The organism is Desulfobacterales bacterium, from assembly GCA_030066985.1.
In the GTDB taxonomy this organism is placed as follows: domain Bacteria; phylum Desulfobacterota; class Desulfobacteria; order Desulfobacterales; family JAHEIW01; genus JAHEIW01.
The window spans coordinates 66,716-89,625 of record JASJAN010000014.1 but is presented as its reverse complement, the minus strand read 5'-3'; the positions used below and the strand labels follow the sequence as shown (position 1 = coordinate 89,625).

Genomic DNA, 22,910 nt, shown 5'->3' with positions numbered 1-22,910 from the left:
AATTTATACGAATTAAGTGCACGCTATTGGGACAAATTGTGTTCATAAACGGACATAAGTTTGAGCAAACGAATTGGCAAAAAGCAGGCAAAAATGAATTGGCACTTTTGTGTTTTAGGTTTTTAAATAAGTCAATTGACAAGAAATTTTAAACGTCATGAATATTTTGACATTGTTGATGGGATGTATGATGTTAATTTGAAATGCAAAATTTAGAAGGAGTTTAATTTTGGAAAGAAGTAATGATTACAAAAAATTGGCCGGCAGTTATTTTAATTTTCTGGCCGAGCGCTTTCCAGTGATGTGCGCCAGTGATGAATTTGATTTTTTGCCTAGAGCTGAAAATGCCGCACGACATTACGACAGACTCGATCATATTGAAGCAGACGCGATTGAAGAATCCATCGCGACGTTAGAAGGTTATCAGCAGCAATTTAAAGAGATGAATGACGAGAGGGGAGATCTCGAGCGTTTCATCGATCTTAAAATGCTGCAGGCCAATGCAGCCGGTATTCTAATCGAACTGGCTACCAAACGTTCTTGGCGGTATAATCCATTGCTGTATTTAAAGATTGGCTTTATCGGCTTGGACCATGCGTTGAATAAGCCAGCTGAAACCTCACAAGAAGTCGCCGATAGATCCTTATCGAGACTCTCATCTATACCGCATATTCTCAAACAGGGTGCCGAAAATATTCGATCAGTGCCGGAAACATACTATCAAGCGTCTTTGCGGATGACGCAAGATTGTAAGCAATACCTGGTCGAAGTTGCAAAGACACTGTCAAGGCGATTTGCCGCTCATCAAAATCGGATATCCAGGTTTATCGATTGTGTCGAAGAAAGCCTAAAAAAATTTCACCAGTTTTTAGCTTCCCATTCTCCCGAGCCCGATCGCCAATTTGCCGTTTCGACTTTAGAGACGACTCTAAGAAAACACTTTTTATCAGCCCATTCGCCTATGGACATCTATGCTATTGCCATTGAAGAATGGCATCAGATTTTAGATCAACTGCAACATCTGCAATCCCAAATAGATGAGACCAAAACCTGGGATCAGCTTTATCATGAATTCGAACCGTATCAAGTCGCTGAATCAGAAATTGTGGCCCTGTATGAAGATGAGATTCAGCGGTTGCGGGATTTTTTCAGTCAAAACGGTTTCAGTGCTGAATTGTTAAATGCCCCCGTCAAGATTAGATACACCCCCACGTATCTAAAGTCCGTTCGGAGCTCGGCTTCTTTTGCAGCTGCATTTAGTCAAGATCCACTGGAAGAGAGCTATTTTTATATTTCGACGAATTTTCCACAACATAACAGTCAAGAAACCGACCAGCATCTGCAAAGGCGTTTGAACCGTGAGTACAAAATGTTGACGGCGCATGAGACCATTCCCGGGCATCATTTTCTGGATTCATTTCGCCGCAAGCTCAGCAATCCCATTCGCCGGCAGATCGAGTCACCTCTGTTTTATGAAGGCTGGGCCTCTTATGCAGAATCAATGCTAGTTGAGTACGATTACTTAAATGATCCTACAGAAAGGCTCGTCAGTTTGAAGCGAGAATTATGGCGGGCGGCACGTTGTCAAATCGATGTGGGATTTACCGTCGGAAAACTTTCCGAACAAGCGGCTATAGATCTGCTGACTACCTGTGGATTTGATCCAGCAGAAGCAGCAAGACAACTGGACCGCTTTCGCTTAAATCCAGGGTATCAATTATGTTATGGCTATGGCAGTCATCAATTCAAACAGTTGAAGCAACAATACGGGCATCTTTCCAAAAGTAGGAATTTCTACCGGTTTCTTTTGGAAGGCGGTGAGCTTCCATTTCATTTGATTGACCGGCGATTCGAAAAACAGCATCAAAGGGAATAAATGTTGGAAGATTTTAAAGGCTTTCATTCAGAGTGGAATCTAGTCAGTCCGGGGGGGTGGGATTATCAGCGTCTGACTCAAATTATTGGCCGTGCAGTTTGGTTGAAACTGAATGCGATTCGCCCCTCTAAGGTGAATTTGGATTTTAATCATCCATTGTTTTACCCTGTGGATGGCTTTGCAATGATGCTGGCTGATGCCCATCGGACTCGCGCAGGACGAAATCCCGGCCTGATTGCCATTGTTGCCGAAAAGGAAACACTGGATGATGTGATAGAAAATCGTAACTTGGCCCGTCGTCTCAATGAAATCGATGGCATTACTGGTCAATTAATGGCTCCCGAAGAGCTTGAAATTAAAAACGGGCGAGTTTGCTGGCAGAATAAACCGGTTTCGATTGTCTTTATGGATTTCAGTACAGACGTCCTGCTGAAAATCCATCGCAAATCCAACTTGGATCCACTTCTCCAGGCAATCAAGGAGCACCGCGTCATCAATCCCCGTGGTATTGAACCGCTAAATGTGAAAAGCGTTTTTGAAGCCATTAGCGGTTATTGGCATGATCAATTTGATCCGGAGATTGTGAGGCGAACGCCCTGGACCCGGCAATTTTTTGAGCGCCGGACCGAGGGGCCCGATGGCAACAAAATCGATGATCTTATCGAATGGACACGGAACAATTGGCGCAAATTGGTGCTTAAACCGGAAACTGGATATTCAGGTAAGGGAGTAAGGGTCGGTCACACGAATGACAGTCTGGATGAAGCCGATGATGCCATTCATCAAGCTTTGTCTAAAGGCAATTATATTGTTCAAGAAAAAATTCCGTTAGCGCTCTGGGCGGAAGAAATGCCGGTACTGGAAGGTGAGAATATTTTTCTTAAACTATTCCAGACCGATTTCCGTTGCATGATCGGGCAAAAGGGCCCGCTGGGGTTTATGGCCCGATACGGCGGCGTTCCAACCAATGTTGGCAGCGGGGGCGGCTTGCAGCCCCTGGCTGTCCTCAGTTCGGATATGAATATCAGAGAAGCGGTCGACCGCATCAATGACTTTATCATGGGCATCAACCCGGCAGATGTCCTGGAAATTCTTGAAGAACAGGATAAACTGAGCATGGGCAGTCATTTTACCTATGTGCTGGGCCCCGTTAAAATCGCTATCAGGCCACGGATCATCAAGCCCATACAGATCAAAGCTTTGAAAACTTATGCCATTAAATTGTGGTTGGATTGTCTTACCCTGGAAAAATTGTGGCTGGCCGGTGAGTTGGCTGATTTGGTTAATCTTGAAGGTAAAGCACTTGAAATGGCTCACCTGCAACCATGGAGTGGGACGCCGGCGATCATCGCATCTGACGGTTTATTCAGTTTCGGGGCTGAACCTCGTCCATCATAGGATCGAAAGTCCAGTCATTTTGCCAAACGAATATATTTTTCTGCAAAAACAATCGTAATCAACCTAAATAATCACGACTTCGATACAATAAGGACTCACTTTTACTCATATCTAAGTGCATCTACCGGGTTCGCCCGCGCGACGCGAATGTAATGATAGCCGGCAGCTAAGAAAGCGATTAACAGTGCCGCTAGTGCTGTAACAAAAAATATCAGGATATTGATAGTTGAACGATAAGCAAAATTTTGGATCCACACGTGGATGAAGGCCAATGCAAGCGGTATCGCTAAAATGGAAGCCAGAAGCATCAGATACAATATCTCTTTGAATAACATTAAAATGATCCTGGTGGCCGATGCACCATGGATTTTTCGAATAGCGACTTCTTTGATTCTGCGGGAAGTGTTAAATGAAGAAAGGCCTATTAGTCCCAGGCATGAAATGACCACGCACATGAATGAAAAAATATTTATGAGCTGATTTTGCTTTCGATCGGCATCATAGAACCGGTCAAATTCTTCATCGAGGAAGGAATACTCAAAAGGGTAGCCGGGGTGTATCTGCTGCCATTTTTCCTGCAGGATCTCCAGGGCCTGTATCACACGATCTGCTTTAACGCGCACAATCATACTACCGCCGATTTTTTGCTGCAAGCTGAACCACATCGGTTCGATTTTATGATGAAGGGAATAAAAATTAAAATTTTTGACGACTCCGACAACGATACCCTTAAATCCGGGTTCATCCGGCAGTCCTCTTGTTAGACGCTTGCCAAGAGGGTTTTCCCACCCCATATATTCAACGAATTTTTCATTAACAATAACTGCATATTTCTTATCAGACGGCCGGTTTTCGTCAAAGTCCCGGCCTTTTAACAGCTCTATCCCCAGCGTTTCGAGAAAATCATAGTTCACCAAAAACCGATAAAAATTGTGTTCTTCCATGCCATTTTTACCCTCAACACTAATCAGGCCTGTCCAGGCCTGGCCGGGTCGGGTATGAGCGGTGGTCACCGCAGCAATATCTGGATAACGACGCAATTCTTTCACTATGGCAGGTATGTTTTCAAATTTTGCATCGTCAGGAAGCTTGATGGAGACCACGTTTTCCTTGTTAAAGCCCATTTGGCGGTTGCGCATGTAATCGATCTGGTCATTCATAAATAGTGCGAAGGCGGCCACAGCGATAGAAATGATAAATTGAAAAGTTACCAGCGACCGGCGGATCAGAGATTCGCTGTTTGTGTATTTGAGTGTGCCAACTAACGTTTTGACCGGCAGAACGGAAGAAAAATAAAGCGCCGGATAAAGACCTGAAAAAAGACCGACAAAAAGCCACAATAACAGAATGCCGTACAGGAAAAAGGGATTGTTCAATAGGGTCAATTTTAAAGAACCATTCAAAACTTGTTTGATAAATGGCGTAAACAAAATCAACTCAACCAAAGCGACTGCAATCAGCAACGCAATCAATGTGGCCATCAGCGATTCCGCCAGCAGTTGAAAAACAAGATGTCGTCTGCCAGCGCCGAGGATTTTTTTTATGCCGATCTCTCTGGCCCTGACAAAGGCCCGGGCGGTTGCCAAATTAATATAATTAATGCAGGCTAAAATCAGGATAAAAATGCCGATCGTGAAAAAAGCATATAAATAAGACTTATTGCCTGTTGGGTAATCAAATCTTAGCTTCGGACCATAGTGGATATCCGCAAGTTTCAGGAAAATTGGATCATAGGTTTGATGGTATCTTTTTTCTTCCTCGGCGATGTATCTCTTGCGGAAAGATTTGAATTTTTCCATGAAATTTTGAAGGGAAAAACCCTCATCAACAAGTAAAAATGTGAAGCAATCCGCTTCCATGAGGGGCAGGTTGTCAAAGTCCACTTTCGGAGCAATGACGGATAAGCTGGACATGGCGACCATGGCATTTAACCGCATGTGTGAGTTGGAAGGCATATCTTCAACCACGCCAGTGACTTCACAATCATATTTATTAACTAACTGAATGATTCTGCCGATCGGAATTTGATCACCAAAATATTTGCGGGCAAGGGTTTCAGTCAATACGAGGTTGCCCGGCTCTTTCAGGCAGGTGGCCGGATCACCGTATATAAACTTAAAAGAAAAAATTCGAAATACACTCGGATCGGCTAAAGCAATATTATCTTCGAAAAAAGCTTTTTCCTGGTATTTGAACAAAACATCGGAATACGGCTTTATCCTGGCATAATCCTTAATTTGCGGATACTCATCCTTTAAGCGCTTACCGATCGACCAGGAAGACTGGGCATATTTTTCAGATTGGTCATCCATGGTGATTTTGATGCCCAATCGATAAATTCGATCTGCATGTTCATGGTACAGATCGTAGGTCAGCTCATTCTGTAAATACACCATGATAATAATGCAGCAAGCAATACCGGTGGACAAACCCAGCGTATTAATGATGCTGTGCAGCTTATCTCTGCGCAGTAGCCTGAGTGCGAAAATGATGAAGTTCGAAAACATAGTTTATAAAGCTATATAGGTTAGCGTGTTTTGTGCTGCGGCTTGATTGTTGTCGGTCTCAGTCTGCTGACTTCTAGCGACCTTGCAGTCTGAAACGCGAAACCTGGTACCTGCAACTCGCAATGCACAATCTGGCACCGTTAACTCACAATCGCTGAGATTGGGCGCATATGTTTGTCATATTGTTCTTTCAAGTTTTCAGTAACGACATGGCCGTCAAACAGATGAATCACTCGATTGGCATAATCCGCATAGACGGATGAGTGTGTGACCATTACGACAGTGGTGCCTTTTTCATTTAAATCGACCAGCAATCTCATGATGTCGTCACCATGGGTGGAATCCAAATTGCCGGTGGGTTCATCCGCCAGGATGATTTTTGGATCAGTGATCAGGGCTCTGGCCACCGCTGCGCGTTGCTGCTGCCCCCCGGATATCTGCTGTGGGAAATGGTTTTTACGGGGAATGAGTTCAAGCTGTTGCAACATCTCATGAACGACCCTTTTGCGCTCTGCTGTAGAGACGCCCAAATACAACAGCGGTAATTCAATGTTTTCAAAAACGGTGAGCTCGTCAATGAGGTTAAAGCTCTGGAAAACGAAACCAATGTTGCCTTTGCGCAGATTGGCCCGTTTTTTTTCGGAATATTTTGAGACTTCTTCACCCATAAAATAATATTCACCGTTTGTGGGATTATCGAGCATCCCAGCGATGTGAAGCAAAGTCGATTTCCCGCAACCCGATGGTCCCATAACGGCCACAAATTCACCTTCCTGCACCTCCAGATTGACGTTGTTCAATGCGGTGGTTTCCACTTCTACCGTGGTGAATATTTTTGTTAGATTTTTTGTCTGAAGCATAATACCTCCCGATTTATTCGATTGGAATGAATACAGTAGTCATATTTGAGCAAGGGATGTGCCAGAATATATACAGGGTGATAAACCTGAAAGGCTAAGTTGGAAATTATTGAATTATTTATAAATCTATTAATTAGGCGCTATGGGAAAGATGTAATTCCGGAAGCCGAATTATTATTTTTAATATTAAGTGTTCGATTTTAGTACATGAGGTGTACGAATACGGACAGTTGTGATATTAGAGAAATGAGAACATACAGGTGTAAGATTTACTCGTCCGATAAATTGAAACTGAAAATACAAAATAATTACAAATAACTACAAACCACAATTATCGCCTGGAGTTATAAAAAATAGGACTTTGATATAGTTGGAATGAATTTAGCACTTAAAGTCACAAGAAACATGTGCTCGCATTTTGGACCTTCAACCATCAACACAGGATAATTTAGATGGCCAAAAATATTGGCAAAATTCTGATCGTAGATGATAATGAAGATTTGCTGCTGGCGGCCCGTTTATTCCTCAAACAACATTTTTCATTGGTCCACACCGAAAAAGATCCAGAAAACATTCCCTCATTAATGAAAAATGAAAATTACGATGTCATTCTGCTGGACATGAACTTCACCATGGACGCCACCAGCGGGGTTGAAGGGTTTATGTGGCTGGACAAGATTTTACAAATAGACCCGTCAGCAGCCGTCATATTGATCACCGCTTTCGGTGACGTTGAGATGGCCGTAAAAGCCGTTAAAGCGGGTGCGATCGATTTTGTGCTCAAACCCTGGCAGAATGAAAAACTGCTGGCCACTTTATCATCCGCTTTAAATCTACGGTTCTCAAAGCTTGAGGTTGATCGATTACGTTCCCAACAACGTCAACTGAGGGCCGATATCGATCAACGCTACCTTGATATGATCGGTGCCAGCACAGTAATGCAACACGTCTTTGCCAACATTGAAAAAGTGGCTGCAACCGACACGAATATATTGATTCTCGGTGAGAATGGCACTGGTAAGGAATTGGTGGCCAGAGCGCTACACCGCCGATCTCAGCGTGCTGATGAGGTATTTATCAGTGTGGATATGGGCGCGATTGCCGAAAGTTTGTTTGAAAGTGAATTGTTCGGGCATATGAAAGGCGCTTTTACCGATGCCAAGGAAGACCGCCCCGGACGCTTTGAGCTGGCTTCCGGAGGGACCTTGTTTCTAGATGAAATCGGAAATCTGTCGATGGCCATGCAGGCCAAATTGTTAAATGTTCTCGAAGCTCGTAAAGTGACCCGATTGGGATCCAATGTTGCCCGGGATATCGATATCCGCCTCATATGCGCAACGAATATGCCCATTTATGATATGGTGGCCAAAAATGAATTCCGACAGGATCTACTGTACCGCATAAACACAGTTGAAATCCAGTTGCCGCCTTTGCGGGATCGAGAGGAAGACATTCCATTGTTGGTCAGTCACTTTTTGGGCAAATTCTCTAACAAATATCAAAAAGGCATCAAAGGCGTTAGCTCGGCCGCATTAAAAAAATTAGAGCGATATCAATGGCCGGGAAATATTCGAGAATTAATCCACACTTTGGAGCGGGCGGTTATACTGGCGGAAAGCCAATTGTTACAACCCTCCGACTTTTTATTTCCCGAAATGGATAAAGAGATTGAAGGGGTTATTTTAGACAACTATAATCTTGAATCGGTTGAAAAAGCCGTGATCCGAAAAGCGCTAAAAAAGCATAGCGGCAACGTCTCCCATGCAGCCAAGGAGCTGGGGTTGACAAGGACGTCGTTGTACAGGCGGATGGAAAAATACGGCCTCTAAAACTGGTTTTAAAACCCATCTAATGCCCGAATGCTAAGTTTCCCCGATAAATCGGGATCACCGTCTATTTTTATGAAGATTAAGGTGTGCGTAAAGCTGACTCAAAATGCTCGAATACTGACGTGTATGCTCCACTTTTGAGTCGGCTTTCGCCTGTCTTCGGGCATGATCTGAGATTTTAAAATCAGCTTTAAATTCAATATTAAAAAAGCGATTTTATGAGACGATTTGAGGCAAATTGTATCATTCGGGTGGTGTTACTGGTAAGCTGCATTTGCCTGCTGGCCTATCTCTTATTCAGAACCGAATTTATTGCCGCGAGTATCTTTATCGGTCTGATGATCGCTTATCAGGTTTATTCTCTGATCCGATATCTCACCAAAACCAACCGTGATTTAAATCGTTTTTTACTCTCTATCAAGCATTCTGACTTCTCACAGTCCTTTGCCACTTCGGTTGAAGGCTCAGGGTTTGAAGAGTTGAATACGGCCTTTAGCGAAGTGACCAAAGAATTTCAGAAAGCAAAAATTGAAAAAGAGGAGCATTTTAGATTTCTGCAAACCATTATCGATCATGTCGGGATTGCTTTGATTGCCTTTAACCCGGATGGCCATGTGGAACTGATCAACAATGCCGCTAAAAAACTGTTAAAAATTCAACGTCTGCACAATATAGACGATCTTGAACAAATCAGCACCGGACTGGCGGGGAAGCTCGGCAATATTTCACCTGGAGATAAGGATCTGGTCAAGTTAAAGCAGGGCGATGATTTGTTGCAGCTCTCCATTTATGCAACCGGATTTATTTTACGGCAGCAACAACTCATTTTAGTGGCCATGCAAAATATCCAGAGTGAGCTTGAAGAAAAGGAAATGATCTCCTGGCAAAACCTGATTCGGGTTCTCACCCATGAGATCATGAACTCCATCACACCGATTGCTTCATTGGCTTCAACTGCCACCGATTTACTGAAAGACGATAAAGAATGCAAAGTGCCTCAAGAGCTCAATGAAGTCATTTCTGATGTGGGTCAAGCGGTTAAGACCATCGAAAAGCGCAGTAAAGGTCTGATCACCTTTATTGATAACTACCGCAAGCTAACCCGCATTCCCCAACCGGATTTTAAGATCGTACAGGTTAGAGATCTTTTTGAACGGGTTGAAAACTTGCTGGGCGATCAAATCGAAAAAAACGCAATCCAGTTTAAGAGCGAGATCGATCCTGAAAGCCTGAGCTTAACGGCAGATCCGACCTTAATTGAGCAAGTTCTCATTAACCTTTGCAAGAATTCCGTTGAAGCTGTACATGGCGTATCGCATCCCAAAATTAAATTAAAGGCCGGTTCAGATGGCCTGGGGAATCCGGTAATAAAAGTCATTGATAACGGCAAAGGTATTGCCGCAGAAGTTGCCGAAAGAATATTCATACCTTTTTTTACCACCAAACCAGAGGGCTCCGGTATCGGTTTAAGCTTATCCCGGCAGATCCTTCGACTGCACAAGGCGACCATTGGTGTTACGTCAGCACCAAATCAGAAGACGGTCTTTAAGTTGCAATTTTGAAACTAACGTGTCCGCTAAAGCGCTGCCCCTAACAGAGAGGATGGGTGTGCCATCATATGTGGTTGGGTATTCAAAAAAGACCGGATTCTAAACCTCGCGTACCAAGTCATGTGCGGTTCATACTTTGTATCGCGCTACTTTTTACGATCATTGCATGCACGACGCAGCGTCGGGTCATCAAAAACGATACCTTAGATGATTGGGACGGCCGTCGAATGCAGTATAAAAATCTGTTTTCACCCAAGTACCGCTTAGGAGAGGAAACAGCGTATGACCGCATTGATTTTTTAAAACCCCACGAGCGAAAACCTTACAAATATCGATTGCTCTCGGACCCCAGAGGCGGTGACATCGACCGTACCCTGGGCTATAATCCATCTGATTACACGGTTGAGCCGGATGTCAATAGACTGAAAAAGCCGACTCACGACGTGCAAATCACCTGGCTGCGGCATGCATCTTTTTTGGTCCAGCTCGGCGGAAAGTACCAGATCCTGATTGATCCCTTCCTCGAAGAGTTTGACGGATTGGCCGGCCGACTCGGAAAATTTAGCGAAATCGGAAAACTATATGCTGAATCGCCGCTTGCCACCGAAGACATTCCATTTTTTGGCGAATCTAACAATTCCATAGTAGACCGGACGCTTGTCGTTGCGATTTCCCATGATCACCTTGACCATTTGAACTTTAATACCCTTAAGAAATTGCCTACAAAAACCATTTATTATGTTCCCCATGGGGTTGAAAATGAATTTCCAAGGCAATATCTTGATGTCGTCGGAATGGATTGGTATACCTGGGATACGATCGGCGATCTGACCCTCCATTTTCTGCCGGCCAATCACGGCTCAGGCCGTTCCATGTATGAACGGAATCAAACTCTGTGGGGGGGCTGGCTTTTTCAATGGCGCGGTTATCGCATTTATTTTGCCGGTGACAGCGGCTACAGCGCTGTTTTTAAAGATATCAAAAACAAGTTGGGTGCGGTTGATATCTGTCTGATGCCAATTGCCTCATGGTACTGGCGGCACAGGCATTTTACCCCCGAGGACGCGATTCAAGCTGCGCAGGATATAGAATGCAAGCTATTCATTCCTTGGGGATGGGGCACCTGGATCATCAGTATGGAACACATTCTGGAGCCCCCGCGTCGCCTGCAATATGCTTGGGACCAGATCGAGCCTCCAAATATGAGGCTGCAGATGCTTAAAATGGGAGAAACTTATTCAATCGGGTTGCTCGATTAGAACCCATGTGTTATCTGTAACAGATTAAAATGATTCGCAATTAAGACCATTCCGATTGTTGGCATTAAATTTACTATGGAATGCATATGACCCGGCTAATAACACTCATCGTCATGTTGATAAATATGGCCTTTATTTGCGGGTGCAGCATCATCATCGGCGCCATAGCGGCTTCCCAAGATGAACCCACTTCTCTTGTCGTGACGATCGAATCAGACCCCCCAGGTGCGGAGATTTATATAAACAAAAAAAAGGTTGGAACCGCTCCAATCAAGGTAACCATTGAAGGATTGGCCAAAGAACACAGAATAGTGTTTATCAAAAACGGTTATCAGACCAGAATTGAAAGGGTATCGATCACTCCTGATCGTCAGTTAGACAAAAAAAACCTATCTGTGATACGCTCCGACGGCACATCCTTTGAGGTTGGAGACCAGACCCTGAATGTCATTCTACAGAAAGAAGAAATCTTTCCCTGATCAAGTGAGCTTATTCAGGAATTAACACCAGATCCAGCCGGCCTTTCTTTGAACCCGATGCGGGATAATGCTGGGTTGTAAGTGTTTTGAAGCCTTTAGCGCTCACACGCATGTGAATATGCGGCGGACGACTGAAGTATGATGGCGGCAGATGGCTTTCAAAAGTGTATTCGCCCGCTGCATTGGGAATGACGGTGGCGCGATAATCATCTTTATAATCCCCCTTCGGACCTGCCATCCACAGTTCAATATATGCCTGCGGGATTGGGGCACAATCCTTTGTCGACATGACCGCGCCACTTAATTCATATCCTTTGCCGACACTTTCCCGTAAGGGTGCTTTGGGTTTATAAAAAGGCCCCAGGGCATCCGGTGGCGTGGGGGCGCATCCGATACTGTATTTTTTTTGCTGGGCAACCATATGGGAATCCTCCGCAAATACGGAATGTATACATAGGATCGGTAGACCTATCACTATAAAAAGCAAAATGAGACTTCTTGCCCGGGCTGATGGGTACCGACACTTACTGGCAGACGATTTTTTCATTTGATTATCCAGTTCTGTGTTTGCTGAATGATATCGATCATTGACCACTCAATAATAATAGTAAGTCGTGTTGCTGAGGATTCAATTGATGACCGCCTGGTATTCTTCCAGGGGCAGGGATAGGGGAGAGTTATCCACAACCGGATGTTTGACATCTGGCATGGCACCGTACAAGTAGCGAATGGATGCTTGTTCGGTAAACGCGTACTGGGTGACAATTCGAATCGTTTGGGAATCATGACGATAAACATTTTGAATGGGCATCGGGTTGTCATTAACAATGATTTCCCATCCGCTGATTCCAGTAACCGGTAAAAAATCATTGCCGCCACGGTGCTGGATGATAATTTCAATCGTGCGCTCATCGAGACGACGGGCATAAATGACTTTTGGGCCCCGATGGTATTTTTCCTGGTCCAGCACGTAAAGGGCTGTTTGCGCCACTCTGTTGCCTAATGCAATATAGGCTTTTGGTTTGAGATGCTGTCGACCGTGGTTTTTTAGATCAAGGGTTGTGGCTGCTAGGTAGCAATCGATAACGTTATCCGCGACCTGTTTTTGTGCATTGCGAATGTCCTGATGAGGTTTATCTTTACCGCCGGGACGCTTGATCATTCCGACCAACAGAAATGGCAAATGCTCGCGGTTGGAGCCGTTGTTAATATCCTCTCTGACCTGATTTTCGATAAAATGGGTGAGGACCTCGACATATTCTTTCTGGGTGACGGTACCCCGGGCGGCGTCGGCTTCACCCTGGATCCAGATGATAAATTCCAAGGCCCCGCCGGCGGCGGATACGGCGCTGACAAAACGGCTATAGATTGAATCCGGCGCCGTGTCGCCCCAATAGCCCGCGCCCCAGTCAGCTTCTTTTCGCAATCCCGAGCCATTGACGGCAAAATCAAGCAACCCGACCGGAATCCCCAGGCGCTCGATGATGCGGTTTCCAAAAGCGATGGCGGCATTTCCTTTTACACCCAAAGGAGACCAATCCCTGTTGTTGTATTTGCGCAGCAGTGAGTGTGCTTTTAAATTTTTGCCAGTGTGAAACCATTCCTTCATATTCGACTGCCCGAGACAACCGATGAGAATTCCGATGCCCCAACGGTGTTGGCCGTTATCAAAAACCGTATGATCACGGCTGCTGCGGACCTGCAGGTTATACCAGCCCCCTTGGGGTACCTTTGTGAGTTGGCCCACAAAAATGCCGTTTTCAGGTGAAGAATCGATAACGGTCCAGGTAACAATCTCTGCGAGCGTATCGCTGCGAACGACTCTGGCCTCAATCGTGTCCAAAACCCCGTTGTAGGTGCCGGAAATGACAATATCGGCACTGTCCCCTTGACGCTGGAAAATGCGTCCTTCAGAAAAATCAGTTAATCTGATCGCAGGCGCGGTTGGAACCGCAACCGGCAGACGCTTGGGTTTCAGATTTTGACCTTCTTTTTCAATAGCACTAATGGTCGTGTCTTCAATTTTGCTTTGAGCAGGCGCTGCGGATGGTTTCACCGAATTTGAATCGCGCTCTTTTTCTTCAGGAATAGGAATTTGATCAGTATGATCATTTTTACTTATGACCATTTGATGGCCGACTTCTGCAGGTAGGTGGGGCTTGTCAATGGTGTTCTTGGCATGCGATTTCGTTTTGGAAATATCAGCGTCCTGCTCGATAGTGGCCTTGCTTTTCTCTGCATCAGGATTTTTTAACTCGGCTTTTGGTTTTGCTGGTATTTCGGTTATCAGAGTTTGGGTTTTTTCGGGCACAACTGGCTGGGGCCGGTCGTTGAAACTGAGTATCTCAGCAGACTGAATCAGCAATACACCGGGTTTGCTGCCCGGTGTGATTTTCAGCGATAACCGTGGCTGAAACGGAAGCGGAAAATACAGTTCAGTGAGCCCTTTTTTTAATGTCTTGTTCGTTACCAGCAGGGGGTGGGTGTTATATTCGATTTTGAGATTATCCGCGTGGGGTGCGCTAACGCGAAGTTTCAATATACGGAATTCATGAGGATCAGATCCCACAATGGGCTCAAGGATCAGACGGGATGCTTCACCCACCGATTTTATCTCGAGACCTTCTGACTGTTTTTTGAAAGAGATCTTCTCCAGCGGTTTGAATGTCTCCAAGTCGACAGGGTCGTATGTCGAAATCCGGATGTGCCCGCCAAATGTTGCAAAGATCCAGTCAACCTCCAGGTGCAGCGATGCCAGCTTGGATTCAGCTTTTTCGAGCACAATTATATCGGCGGTATGCCAATTTTTCACATGTTGTCTGGATGGAAAGCTATCGGCATCAATTGCTGTCAGTTGGCTCAGCATTTGGGACAGATAGGGAACGAGGGTGTTTAAATAACCATCACCGTACACAATCGCGATAGGACCATCAGGTTGTCCTGTAGATGTCAACTGGATGGGCGTATCATTTGAGATTCTCGTATTCAAACCCAGCATCCATTTGGCAAGATCAACCTGTTTTTCTGGATCTTTTTGTGTCAAATCAACACTTCGATTGTCGTCATCGGTTTGTCGGATCTTATCGGCAATGGCTTCAGCCGCAACTTTAGCACCCAGCGTATTCCAGTAGGCACTGGTGGGATCGTAGAGCCAGCGATCACCGGTTTTGGCATTCCGCATGCGTTCGTCTAATCTGATAAAACCGTTTAGCGGATGACGCTTAAAGCTTTCCAGGAGCAGATCATAATGGCTATGACGACATATTTTGTCTGAGGGAATAAAACCCAAAAACTCGGGATAAATCGTTGATTTGTTCGGTGCGACTGCAAACAGAAAATGACGATCTGCGGATGCGAAGATCCGCTCGGTGGCGTGAAGCGATAGGGTCAGTTGTTCGATTAGCGCAGCGTCGTCACACGCCTCTTTTTGAGCATCGACAATAGATTGCCGGCTGTAGAGCCATCCCCGGCTGCCGACGTGCACAGTCGCGGTGTCCGTCATGCCGAATAAATGATAATCCAGCCATCTTTTAGCTAAAATCAGTGGATCGCGTAACGAAAAACTGTCGTTAAAATACTGGTCGAAAGATCGATAGACATCATTTTCGAGCAACGTACGACCATCAAAGCGAGGCGGCTTAAGACCGATACGTTTCACATCGAAATCCAAATCCAGCCGCATCAGCCATGCTGCTGCAGGTGATAGCAGTATTAAAACAAATATGATGGAAAAAAGCTTTTTCATGACGCGATTAAAACCGGTAGTAAATGAAAGGACTGCTGGCGCCGCCGATTATCATTGCGGCGCAATAGGGCAGCAGCAGCAGGATCATGATGACCCCTGCCACAACCGGAACCGGATCTTTCTTTTCTAAAATGGTTTTGATGATCGATACATCGGCGGGCAGGAAAAATACCGACAGCGCCGACAACATGAATAAGATATTGCGATAATTCAATGCCCGATAAAGCTCATAGGAAATGGGCAAATCGCTGAAAGTGAACATCGCGCTTAAAAATTCAATGGCCTGGGACAAATTTTGAGATCGAAACAGCACCCAACCGACCATTACAATTAAAAGGGTGACAAGGCGACGGATAAACCTGTATCGAGCGTGCGATAGGTCGCGCAGACCGCACAGACGTTCAATGACCAGAAATCCCCCGTGGTAAATTCCCCAAAGCAAAAAGGTCCAATTGGCACCATGCCACAGACCGCACAGCAAAAAAACGATGGTCAAATTCAGGCAGGTTCGAGGTGTTCCCTTGCGATTGCCGCCCAGAGGTATATACAGGTAATCTTTGAACCATCGACTAAGGGTGATATGCCAGCGTCTCCAAAAATCAGTAATACTTACGGCGGAGTAGGGGCGATTGAAATTTTCGGGAATGCTAAAACCAAACAGCATTCCCAAACCAATGGCCATATCCGAATAGGCTGAAAAATCGAAATAAATTTGAAGCGTATAGCCCAGTGCGCCCAGCCAGGCGATTTTGGTATCCAGCATTTCCGGTTTAAGGCTAAATACCGCATCCGTGATCTGGCCTAAGGAGTTGGCAATGAGGACTTTTTTGGCCAGTCCCCAGCAAAACCGAATAATGCCGTTATAGAAACTGTCCCATGATTCCTGTCGCCCTTTTAGCTGATCTCTGATCGTGCTGAAACGCACGATTGGTCCGGCAATCAACTGCGGAAACATGGCAATATAGAGCGCAAAGTCCACTAGGTTGCTTAGCGCTGGGCATTTTCCGCGATACACATCGATAATATAACTGATCTTTTGGAAGGTAAAAAAGGAGATGCCAATCGGTAAAGCAACGGCCTGCCATTCAATTGGCGGATGCTGCCATATTCCCAACATGTGGTTGAGTTCTCCCACAAAGAAATTGGCATATTTAAAGTAAGCCAACAGCCCCAAGTTCACCATCAGCGACATACTTAGCCACAGTCGCTTGTGGGCATGCCGGCGTTCAATAAGCTGCCCGAGCACGAAGTCCGCCAGAGTCGACAAGATTAAGATGAGGAGGAAACCGGCGGCGCCGTATAGGTAAAAGAGGTAGCTAAAGCACAACAGTACGGTGTTACGCAGCCGTTTGGGCGCAATCAGTTGTTGCCCGAAATAAACAAGAATGACCGCAGGCAGGAAGCCAAAAAGAAAAATTGTAGTTGAAAATACCATTTATAAATGTACCGAAGGGTTCCGAACCGTTTGCTATGCAAGGCGGCCAATGACACTCGATTGTAGTTTGTCAACGGCTGACTTTATAACAACGGTCTTAGTTGTCGGCTAAATCACCTGACATATGAAATAGTAACCCAAATTGCACGCAGAATCAAAATTGTTTAACAACGTCCGGGGATTTATCTAATGATGGCATCGGAGTGTCAGGGTGGGCTTAGGGAAAAGACATGTTCTGTGCCATCTCGGCCTTTGATCGGAATGCTGCCAAGATCTTGCAATCTGAAATCGTCACCAATCAGTTCAGCCGTTTGGGAGCAGATGACAATTTTATCAGGTACATCTTTGTTGGCGATGCCGGATAAACGAAATGCCAGATTGGTGCAGTCGCCGACCACAGCCAGATCGGCTGAACGCGATCCAAAATGTGACAGTGTCACTTTGCCGGTCGTGATACCCCAACCCATTTCCAGTTCTGCGGCAGCGGCATTTTTGCCGGACAGTTGTGACCGAATGCCATGGATGGCCTGACTTTGTTGTATGGCCGCCTGACAGGCCAAAACAGCCTGCTGGCGCATCGGCTCAACATGATGATCCCAGAAAGCATAAACAGCGTCACCGGCGTAATCCTTAATGGTGCCTTTGTGCGCAACGACAATTTGACTAAACGCTTCAAAGATTTCCTTCATCAGCGCATACACATCTGCTGAAGCTTGGGTTTGGGAAAACGTAGAAAATTCGCGAACATCAGCGACGACGTTGGTCACCACCACCTCAGCGGGTGTTACCACCGTACCTTCGGTCAATATGGCCCTTTCTTGGGTTACGGAGTCAGTCGCGAGGGAATATACCTTTATAGAGACGCCACCCACGCTGATCGTATCTTCATCGGCCAGATCGCTGGTTGCGCCAGCAGCCAGTCGAATACCGTTGACCCAGGTGCCGTTTTTGCTCATGTCTTTGATTTTTAGTGATTTTGCGCGACGAATAATGACGGCATGGTCTCTGGATACCTGGGCATTGCACACCAGTATTCTTTTTTGAGGATCGATACCTTTACAGCTTCGCCCAATAAAAATCCTATCAACGATTTCAAGACGTTGGACCTGCTGGTTTTCGTCAAGCCATTCTAAATAAGGATTTGACATATTTTGGCCTGCTTGGGTGTTGATCTGGGGGCCACTTCAAAAGACGTTAAGGGACAGCGACCAGCACAACGGTAATGTTGTCTAAACCGCCAGCCGCCTTGGCAGTTTCAATCAGGCTATCCGTCTTGTGGTTGATATCAGTATCGGTGCACAGAATTTCCTGAATCTGATCGTCTGCTACCATATCGGTCAAGCCATCTGAACACAGGAGATAAAGGTCGGCAGGATGTATTTTTCCTTTTAGCAGATCAATGGTCATCTCTTCTTTTATGCCGACGGCTCGAAAGATGACATGACGCATGGGATGATTTCTGATGTCTTCTTCAGATATCAAACCCTCTCGAAGTTGTTGTTGGACAAGGGTATGGTCTTCGGTAAGCTGCTCAAGTTCGCCGTTTCTAAGACGATAGGTGCGGCTATCACCGATATGGCCCAGAATAAAATCGTTATCAAAAAATGCCAGAAGTTCTGCAGTGCAACCCATCCCTTTGTGGTCAGGATTTGCAATGATGTGCTCTATCATTTTCTCATTGGCAGTACTGTAGGCTTTTTGTACCCCATACAAAGTGTCTTTTTCAGAGCGGTTGCGATGACCAGAAAAAGTGTCGAGAGCCGCTTGAGCAAAAATTTCACTGGCCACCTCGCCGGCGGCGGCACCGCCCATTCCATCCGCAGCCAGGCAGAAATCTAGCTCGGGGCTCACCAGGAAAACATCTTCATTATTCTGGCGTCGCAATCCAATATCTGTTTTTCCGGTAAATAATTTTTCGGCCATACGGGAGTGCTTCCGACTCTGTTCAGTTTTTAATTAAAATTAACGAGCTCAGCTATTTATATCGGCGATATTCAACGCAATCATTAGAAGGTTTTGAAGTCGTTTATCTGTTGTTAAGAAATTGTTTCATAAAATTGGATAGATCGGAGGTACCATAAGCTGAATTCTGCTGCTTTTTAAAGGATAGCAAATCAGCATGTATCTCCTCAGCACTTTGATACCTTAAGTCCTTTTGTTTTTCCAGACATCCCATTACAATGCGGTTTAATTCTGGTGGGATATCAGATAGAACATTGCTCAAAGGCTCTATGTCCAACACCGGAATCGTGCGAATAGCATCAACTTCATTGGCAAACTCGTAAACCCTTTTGCCGGTAAGCGTTTCATAGAAGACAAGTCCCAGAGCGTAAATATCGGCCTGATGGTCAATGTGTTCACCCAGGGCTTGTTCCGGTGATAAATAAACCAGCTTGCCTTTGACGACACCCGCTTGCGTTAAACTCGGCTCTGATCTGGCCTTTGAGATACCGAAATCACTGATTTTAACCTCTCCCTGATATGATATCAGCAGATTTTGGGGACTGATGTCGCGATGAACGATTTTAAAAGGCTCTCCGGTGGTATCGTCTTTTTTGTTATGGGAATAATCCAGCCCTTTGCATACTTGCGACATGATAAAAACGGCTATTTCCACTGGCAACCCGTGGCCAAATTCTTTGATCACTTCTCCCAGGTTTTTTCCATCAATAAATTCCATGGCAATAAAATACGCGTTTTCTATGTTGCCGTAGTCAAATATCTGGACGACATTGGGATGCTGTAATAGGGCGGCCACGCGGGCTTCCCGGGTGAACATCCTAATAAAATTTTGATTTCCCGCCAGGTGGGGTAAAATGCGTTTGATCGCAACTTTGCGGCGAAAGCCGTCTTCACGTTCATAATCCGCCAGGAACAATTCGGCCATCCCGCCACGGGCAACTTTTTGATGCAGCACGTAGGGGCCAATGCGGTCCATTTTTGCGATATTTTCTTGCATTTTTAGCGCCCGGGCTTTGGCGCTGCGATCCAATACTACCAGAGCCGCGGCCAACAGGATGATGGTCGTCAAAACGGCGGCAAAATAAGTGAAACGCAATTGATTGAGGTCACTATGCAGATGCGCCGTGGAACGCACAATACCCACTTTGCCGATTTCAACATCTGAAAAATTGATGATTTTAAAGAAACCAACAACAGGGGTTTTGTCCGTCAGCTTTCCAGAAACGATCTGGATGCCGTTTTGCGAATCGATAGATGTTTCTTCAAGCAACGGTTCGAATTTTCGATTCATCAATTCTGCATTGGTATGAGCCATTATAATGCCTTTGTGGTCCAAGATAACGGCGAATTTTAAATCTTTAATGTCGGCAAATTCCTTAACGGCAATATTGAGCGATAAAATATCTTTTTCCAGTACGAAAGGCCCGCTTTTTGATTCAAGGCTGTGGGTCTGCGCCATTCCTTGCTGGAAAAATGCTTCGGTTTTGCGTTCAAATGCAAAATGATAAACCAAATAAGCGGCAATATTGACCAGGAGCCAAACCGTCAGACAAATCGCGACCTGTTTGGGGTTGCGTTCAATGAATTTAAGCTGGGATATGCGCTTCATTCCTCTGGCAACCTTGGTAAAAGTGCTTGTTGAAATTTCTTTGACTTTAACCGCTGTCATGGTGGCTAATTCATTAACCAGCATGAAACACCTCCTTGCCGACCGCAGCGTGACACTAAACAGTCAGCTTTTTGATGATTTCGGTGCAGCGTATTATGATTCGGCGTCTGAGCCCGGATAAATCGACCGGATTTTCACGGTGCGGCTCGATCTTTTCAGGATTATCCTCAGCAGCACTTATGTTCGCTGTCGTTGTTTTGGATTCGCTCGTCAAAATTGGATCTATGTTTGAGATTTTGAAAACGGCTGCAGATAGCCGCTTGTGGCTCCCGCACAACGGACAGACAATAGAATTCTCCGTGGTGCCTGTTTCGATTTCAGGTGATGATACGCTGGATGGCAACACTTTCGTCAGCGATGACTTGATCGATGGGTAGCGGAACAGGACAACGATTCCTATCAGCAATAAACCGCTGATGATTGCAATGATGCCAAATATTTTTCGCGTTTGAATTGCATCGGGGGCTGATAAACCGATGAAAATTTCGCCAATTTTTGTGCCGCCGTAGGTAATATCTGAAACAAAATTGATGATTTTGGCAAGGCTGGTAAAGCCCCCTTCCTGAACGGAGACTTTTTCGGTTGAGCGTGTCGTTGTGGTCATGTCCGGCATCAGGTGACCCGTACCGGTAAAGGCCACAACTTTGTTGCGATGATCAACAACCGAGGCATAAAAAACACCCGGTCGACTGGCAGCTTCGGTTAATAATTTGTGGATTGACTGGGAATCTTTTTCCAAAAGCGGCAGGCTGACGAGATTTGCGAACTCATTGGTTAATTCAATGCCGGCGTCTTTGAGGCTGTCCTTGAGATGATTGACCCGCAAGCTTACAATCGAGTACACAATTAGCATGGCCAACCACCAGATGATCACCCCCAGAATCACATAACGCCAATTTAGTCGGTCACTGATTTGCCGGATGGAATCCATTTGGCGTTTCCTCCCCCCCAGATGGCCGCTCGTGCCGTTTTAGCCGTTATGTATAGATTGCGAGGATCATTCATAAAAGGGTGTGCAAGCGCATTGCCCTATTTAAATATTATGGTGCCAAATCATTGTCAAGCAAATTAACTGCTTTAAATTTTTACCATTTGAGCGCGCACGAGGTGCAGGCAACTTCTCTATTTCAACTTTGATGATCAATATGATAATATATTTGACAACCATACAAAAATTGGCCTAATGATCAAGAGCACCTCGCTTTGATATCAGGCAACCGTTCCGTAGACCGAAAGCTGAATAACCGTTAGGATATTGTATACTCAGTTTAGGTCTTGAAAGGTGGCTATGTTTTCTGATGTGATTATTCGATCTCGCAAGGACCGGGGTCATTATCCTTTCCAAGTTCTCATTATTTATGTGCTGGGATTGGTCTTGCTGTTTTTAAGCGCATGTGCGTCCACCCAAACCAAAGCAGACGCATCGCAGCCCCGTCTTTTTCGCTCAGATGACTATGTTATCTACCAGCTAAGGTCGAATCAGTCAGCGTCAGAACTGGCCGCTGAATTTCTGGGCGGTCCACAGCATGGCTGGATCATTGAAGAGGCCAATCCGGATATCCGTTTTCGTCGTGGCAATGCGGTTGTCATTCCTCTAAAGGATCGCAATCGGGCAGGGTTGCGAGCAGATGGGTTTCAAACCATCCCCATTTTGACCTATCACCGTTTCGCTGAGGAATGCAGCTCGCCATTGTGCATGCCGCGCAGCACCTTCGAACGCCAGATGCGTTATCTAAAAGATAACGGGTATCACGTGGTCACGGCTGAAGAACTTTTCGCTTTTCTCGATTATCGGCAAGGGCTCCCTCAAAAATCGGTGCTGATCACGATGGACGATGGCTATCGCTCCGTTTATACTATTGCCTATCCGATCTTACAAAAATACGGGTTTAAAGCGACAATTTTCATTTACACCAGCTTTGTTGGTGTACCCAAAACAGCCATTACTTGGGATCAGCTCAAAGAAATGAAGGCCAACGGGTTTACCATCGGTTCCCACACCATTTTTCACACCGATCTAACCCAACCAAAAGAAGATGAAACAGAGCAAGACCATGTGGCCAGAATCAAAGAAGAGCTATTCGGCTCCAAAAAAATCATCGATCGAAAATTGGGCCAAAATACTTTTTTGCTGGCATACCCTTTTGGTTATTATGATCAACGCGCGATTCAAATCGCCAGGCAAGCAGGCTATAAATATGCCATGTCGGTCAAAAGAGGGGGCAATCCATTTTTTGCCAATCCACTGGCGCTCAGAAGAGATCAAATACTGGAAAAGGACATGGAAACCTTTATATCCAGGCTCAAAACTTTCAATCCTCTTATTCTAAAGTGAGGAAAC

Annotated in this window: 16 protein-coding genes; 7 read left to right on the top strand and 9 right to left on the bottom strand. The window is 45.4% G+C overall.

Going from position 1 to position 22,910, the window contains the following annotated elements; translation table 11 throughout:
* Positions 1-229: 229 nt before the first annotated feature.
* Both QNJ26_08725 and QNJ26_08720 read left to right on the top strand, forming a co-directional pair.
* Positions 230-1,876, top strand: coding sequence for a DUF885 family protein (locus QNJ26_08725; GenBank protein ID MDJ0985614.1), 1,647 nt, complete (start codon positions 230-232; stop codon positions 1,874-1,876).
* Complete coding sequence (locus QNJ26_08720) at positions 1,877-3,274, top strand: hypothetical protein (GenBank protein MDJ0985613.1); 1,398 nt, start codon at positions 1,877-1,879, stop codon at positions 3,272-3,274. It begins immediately after the preceding gene.
* 101 nt (positions 3,275-3,375) lie between these two features.
* Here the strand turns inward: QNJ26_08720 and QNJ26_08715 are convergent, their stop codons facing one another.
* Positions 3,376-5,781, bottom strand: coding sequence for an ABC transporter permease (locus QNJ26_08715; GenBank protein MDJ0985612.1), 2,406 nt, complete (start codon positions 5,779-5,781; stop codon positions 3,376-3,378).
* A gap of 140 nt (positions 5,782-5,921) precedes the next feature.
* On the bottom strand, positions 5,922-6,641 hold the full coding sequence (locus tag QNJ26_08710) for an ABC transporter ATP-binding protein (protein MDJ0985611.1): 720 nt from the start codon (positions 6,639-6,641) through the stop codon (positions 5,922-5,924).
* 452 nt (positions 6,642-7,093) lie between these two features.
* On the opposite strand from QNJ26_08710, the gene QNJ26_08705 reads away from it, so the two are divergent.
* The 4 genes from QNJ26_08705 (at position 7,094) to QNJ26_08690 (ending at position 11,758) form a co-directional block, all read left to right on the top strand.
* A complete protein-coding gene (locus tag QNJ26_08705; protein MDJ0985610.1) occupies positions 7,094-8,470 on the top strand; it encodes a sigma-54 dependent transcriptional regulator in 1,377 nt (458 codons plus the stop codon).
* A gap of 218 nt (positions 8,471-8,688) precedes the next feature.
* Positions 8,689-10,032 (top strand): ATP-binding protein, encoded by a 1,344-nt coding sequence (locus tag QNJ26_08700; GenBank protein MDJ0985609.1) that lies wholly within the window; start codon positions 8,689-8,691, stop codon positions 10,030-10,032.
* A gap of 215 nt (positions 10,033-10,247) precedes the next feature.
* Positions 10,248-11,279, top strand: a complete 1,032-nt coding sequence (locus QNJ26_08695) for an MBL fold metallo-hydrolase (GenBank protein MDJ0985608.1) — start codon at positions 10,248-10,250, stop codon at positions 11,277-11,279.
* Positions 11,280-11,365: 86 nt separating this feature from the next.
* Positions 11,366-11,758, top strand: coding sequence for a PEGA domain-containing protein (locus QNJ26_08690; GenBank protein ID MDJ0985607.1), 393 nt, complete (start codon positions 11,366-11,368; stop codon positions 11,756-11,758).
* A gap of 10 nt (positions 11,759-11,768) precedes the next feature.
* Here QNJ26_08690 and QNJ26_08685 read toward each other — a convergent pair whose 3' ends face one another.
* The 7 genes from QNJ26_08685 to QNJ26_08655 form a co-directional block, all read right to left on the bottom strand.
* Positions 11,769-12,179, bottom strand: a complete 411-nt coding sequence (locus tag QNJ26_08685) for a hypothetical protein (protein MDJ0985606.1) — start codon at positions 12,177-12,179, stop codon at positions 11,769-11,771.
* A 207-nt stretch (positions 12,180-12,386) separates the two neighbouring features.
* Entirely contained in the window at positions 12,387-15,503 is a 3,117-nt protein-coding gene (locus QNJ26_08680; GenBank protein MDJ0985605.1) for a sialate O-acetylesterase, read from the bottom strand.
* A 7-nt stretch (positions 15,504-15,510) separates the two neighbouring features.
* Positions 15,511-16,938, bottom strand: coding sequence for an MBOAT family protein (locus QNJ26_08675; GenBank protein ID MDJ0985604.1), 1,428 nt, complete (start codon positions 16,936-16,938; stop codon positions 15,511-15,513).
* Positions 16,939-17,144: 206 nt separating this feature from the next.
* Positions 17,145-18,086, bottom strand: a complete 942-nt coding sequence (locus QNJ26_08670; protein MDJ0985603.1) for an adenylate/guanylate cyclase domain-containing protein — start codon at positions 18,084-18,086, stop codon at positions 17,145-17,147.
* A gap of 46 nt (positions 18,087-18,132) precedes the next feature.
* Positions 18,133-18,861 carry a Stp1/IreP family PP2C-type Ser/Thr phosphatase gene (locus QNJ26_08665; GenBank protein ID MDJ0985602.1) on the bottom strand — a complete coding sequence of 243 codons (729 nt, stop codon included), beginning with the start codon at positions 18,859-18,861 and terminating at the stop codon, positions 18,133-18,135.
* 103 nt (positions 18,862-18,964) lie between these two features.
* Entirely contained in the window at positions 18,965-20,593 is a 1,629-nt protein-coding gene (locus QNJ26_08660) for a serine/threonine-protein kinase (GenBank protein MDJ0985601.1), read from the bottom strand.
* A gap of 31 nt (positions 20,594-20,624) precedes the next feature.
* On the bottom strand, positions 20,625-21,500 hold the full coding sequence (locus tag QNJ26_08655) for a hypothetical protein (protein ID MDJ0985600.1): 876 nt from the start codon (positions 21,498-21,500) through the stop codon (positions 20,625-20,627).
* A gap of 357 nt (positions 21,501-21,857) precedes the next feature.
* Between QNJ26_08655 and QNJ26_08650 the strand changes: the two genes are divergently transcribed.
* Positions 21,858-22,904: a polysaccharide deacetylase family protein gene (locus tag QNJ26_08650; protein ID MDJ0985599.1), complete on the top strand. Its 1,047-nt coding sequence runs from the start codon at positions 21,858-21,860 to the stop codon at positions 22,902-22,904.
* Positions 22,905-22,910 lie beyond the last annotated feature (6 nt).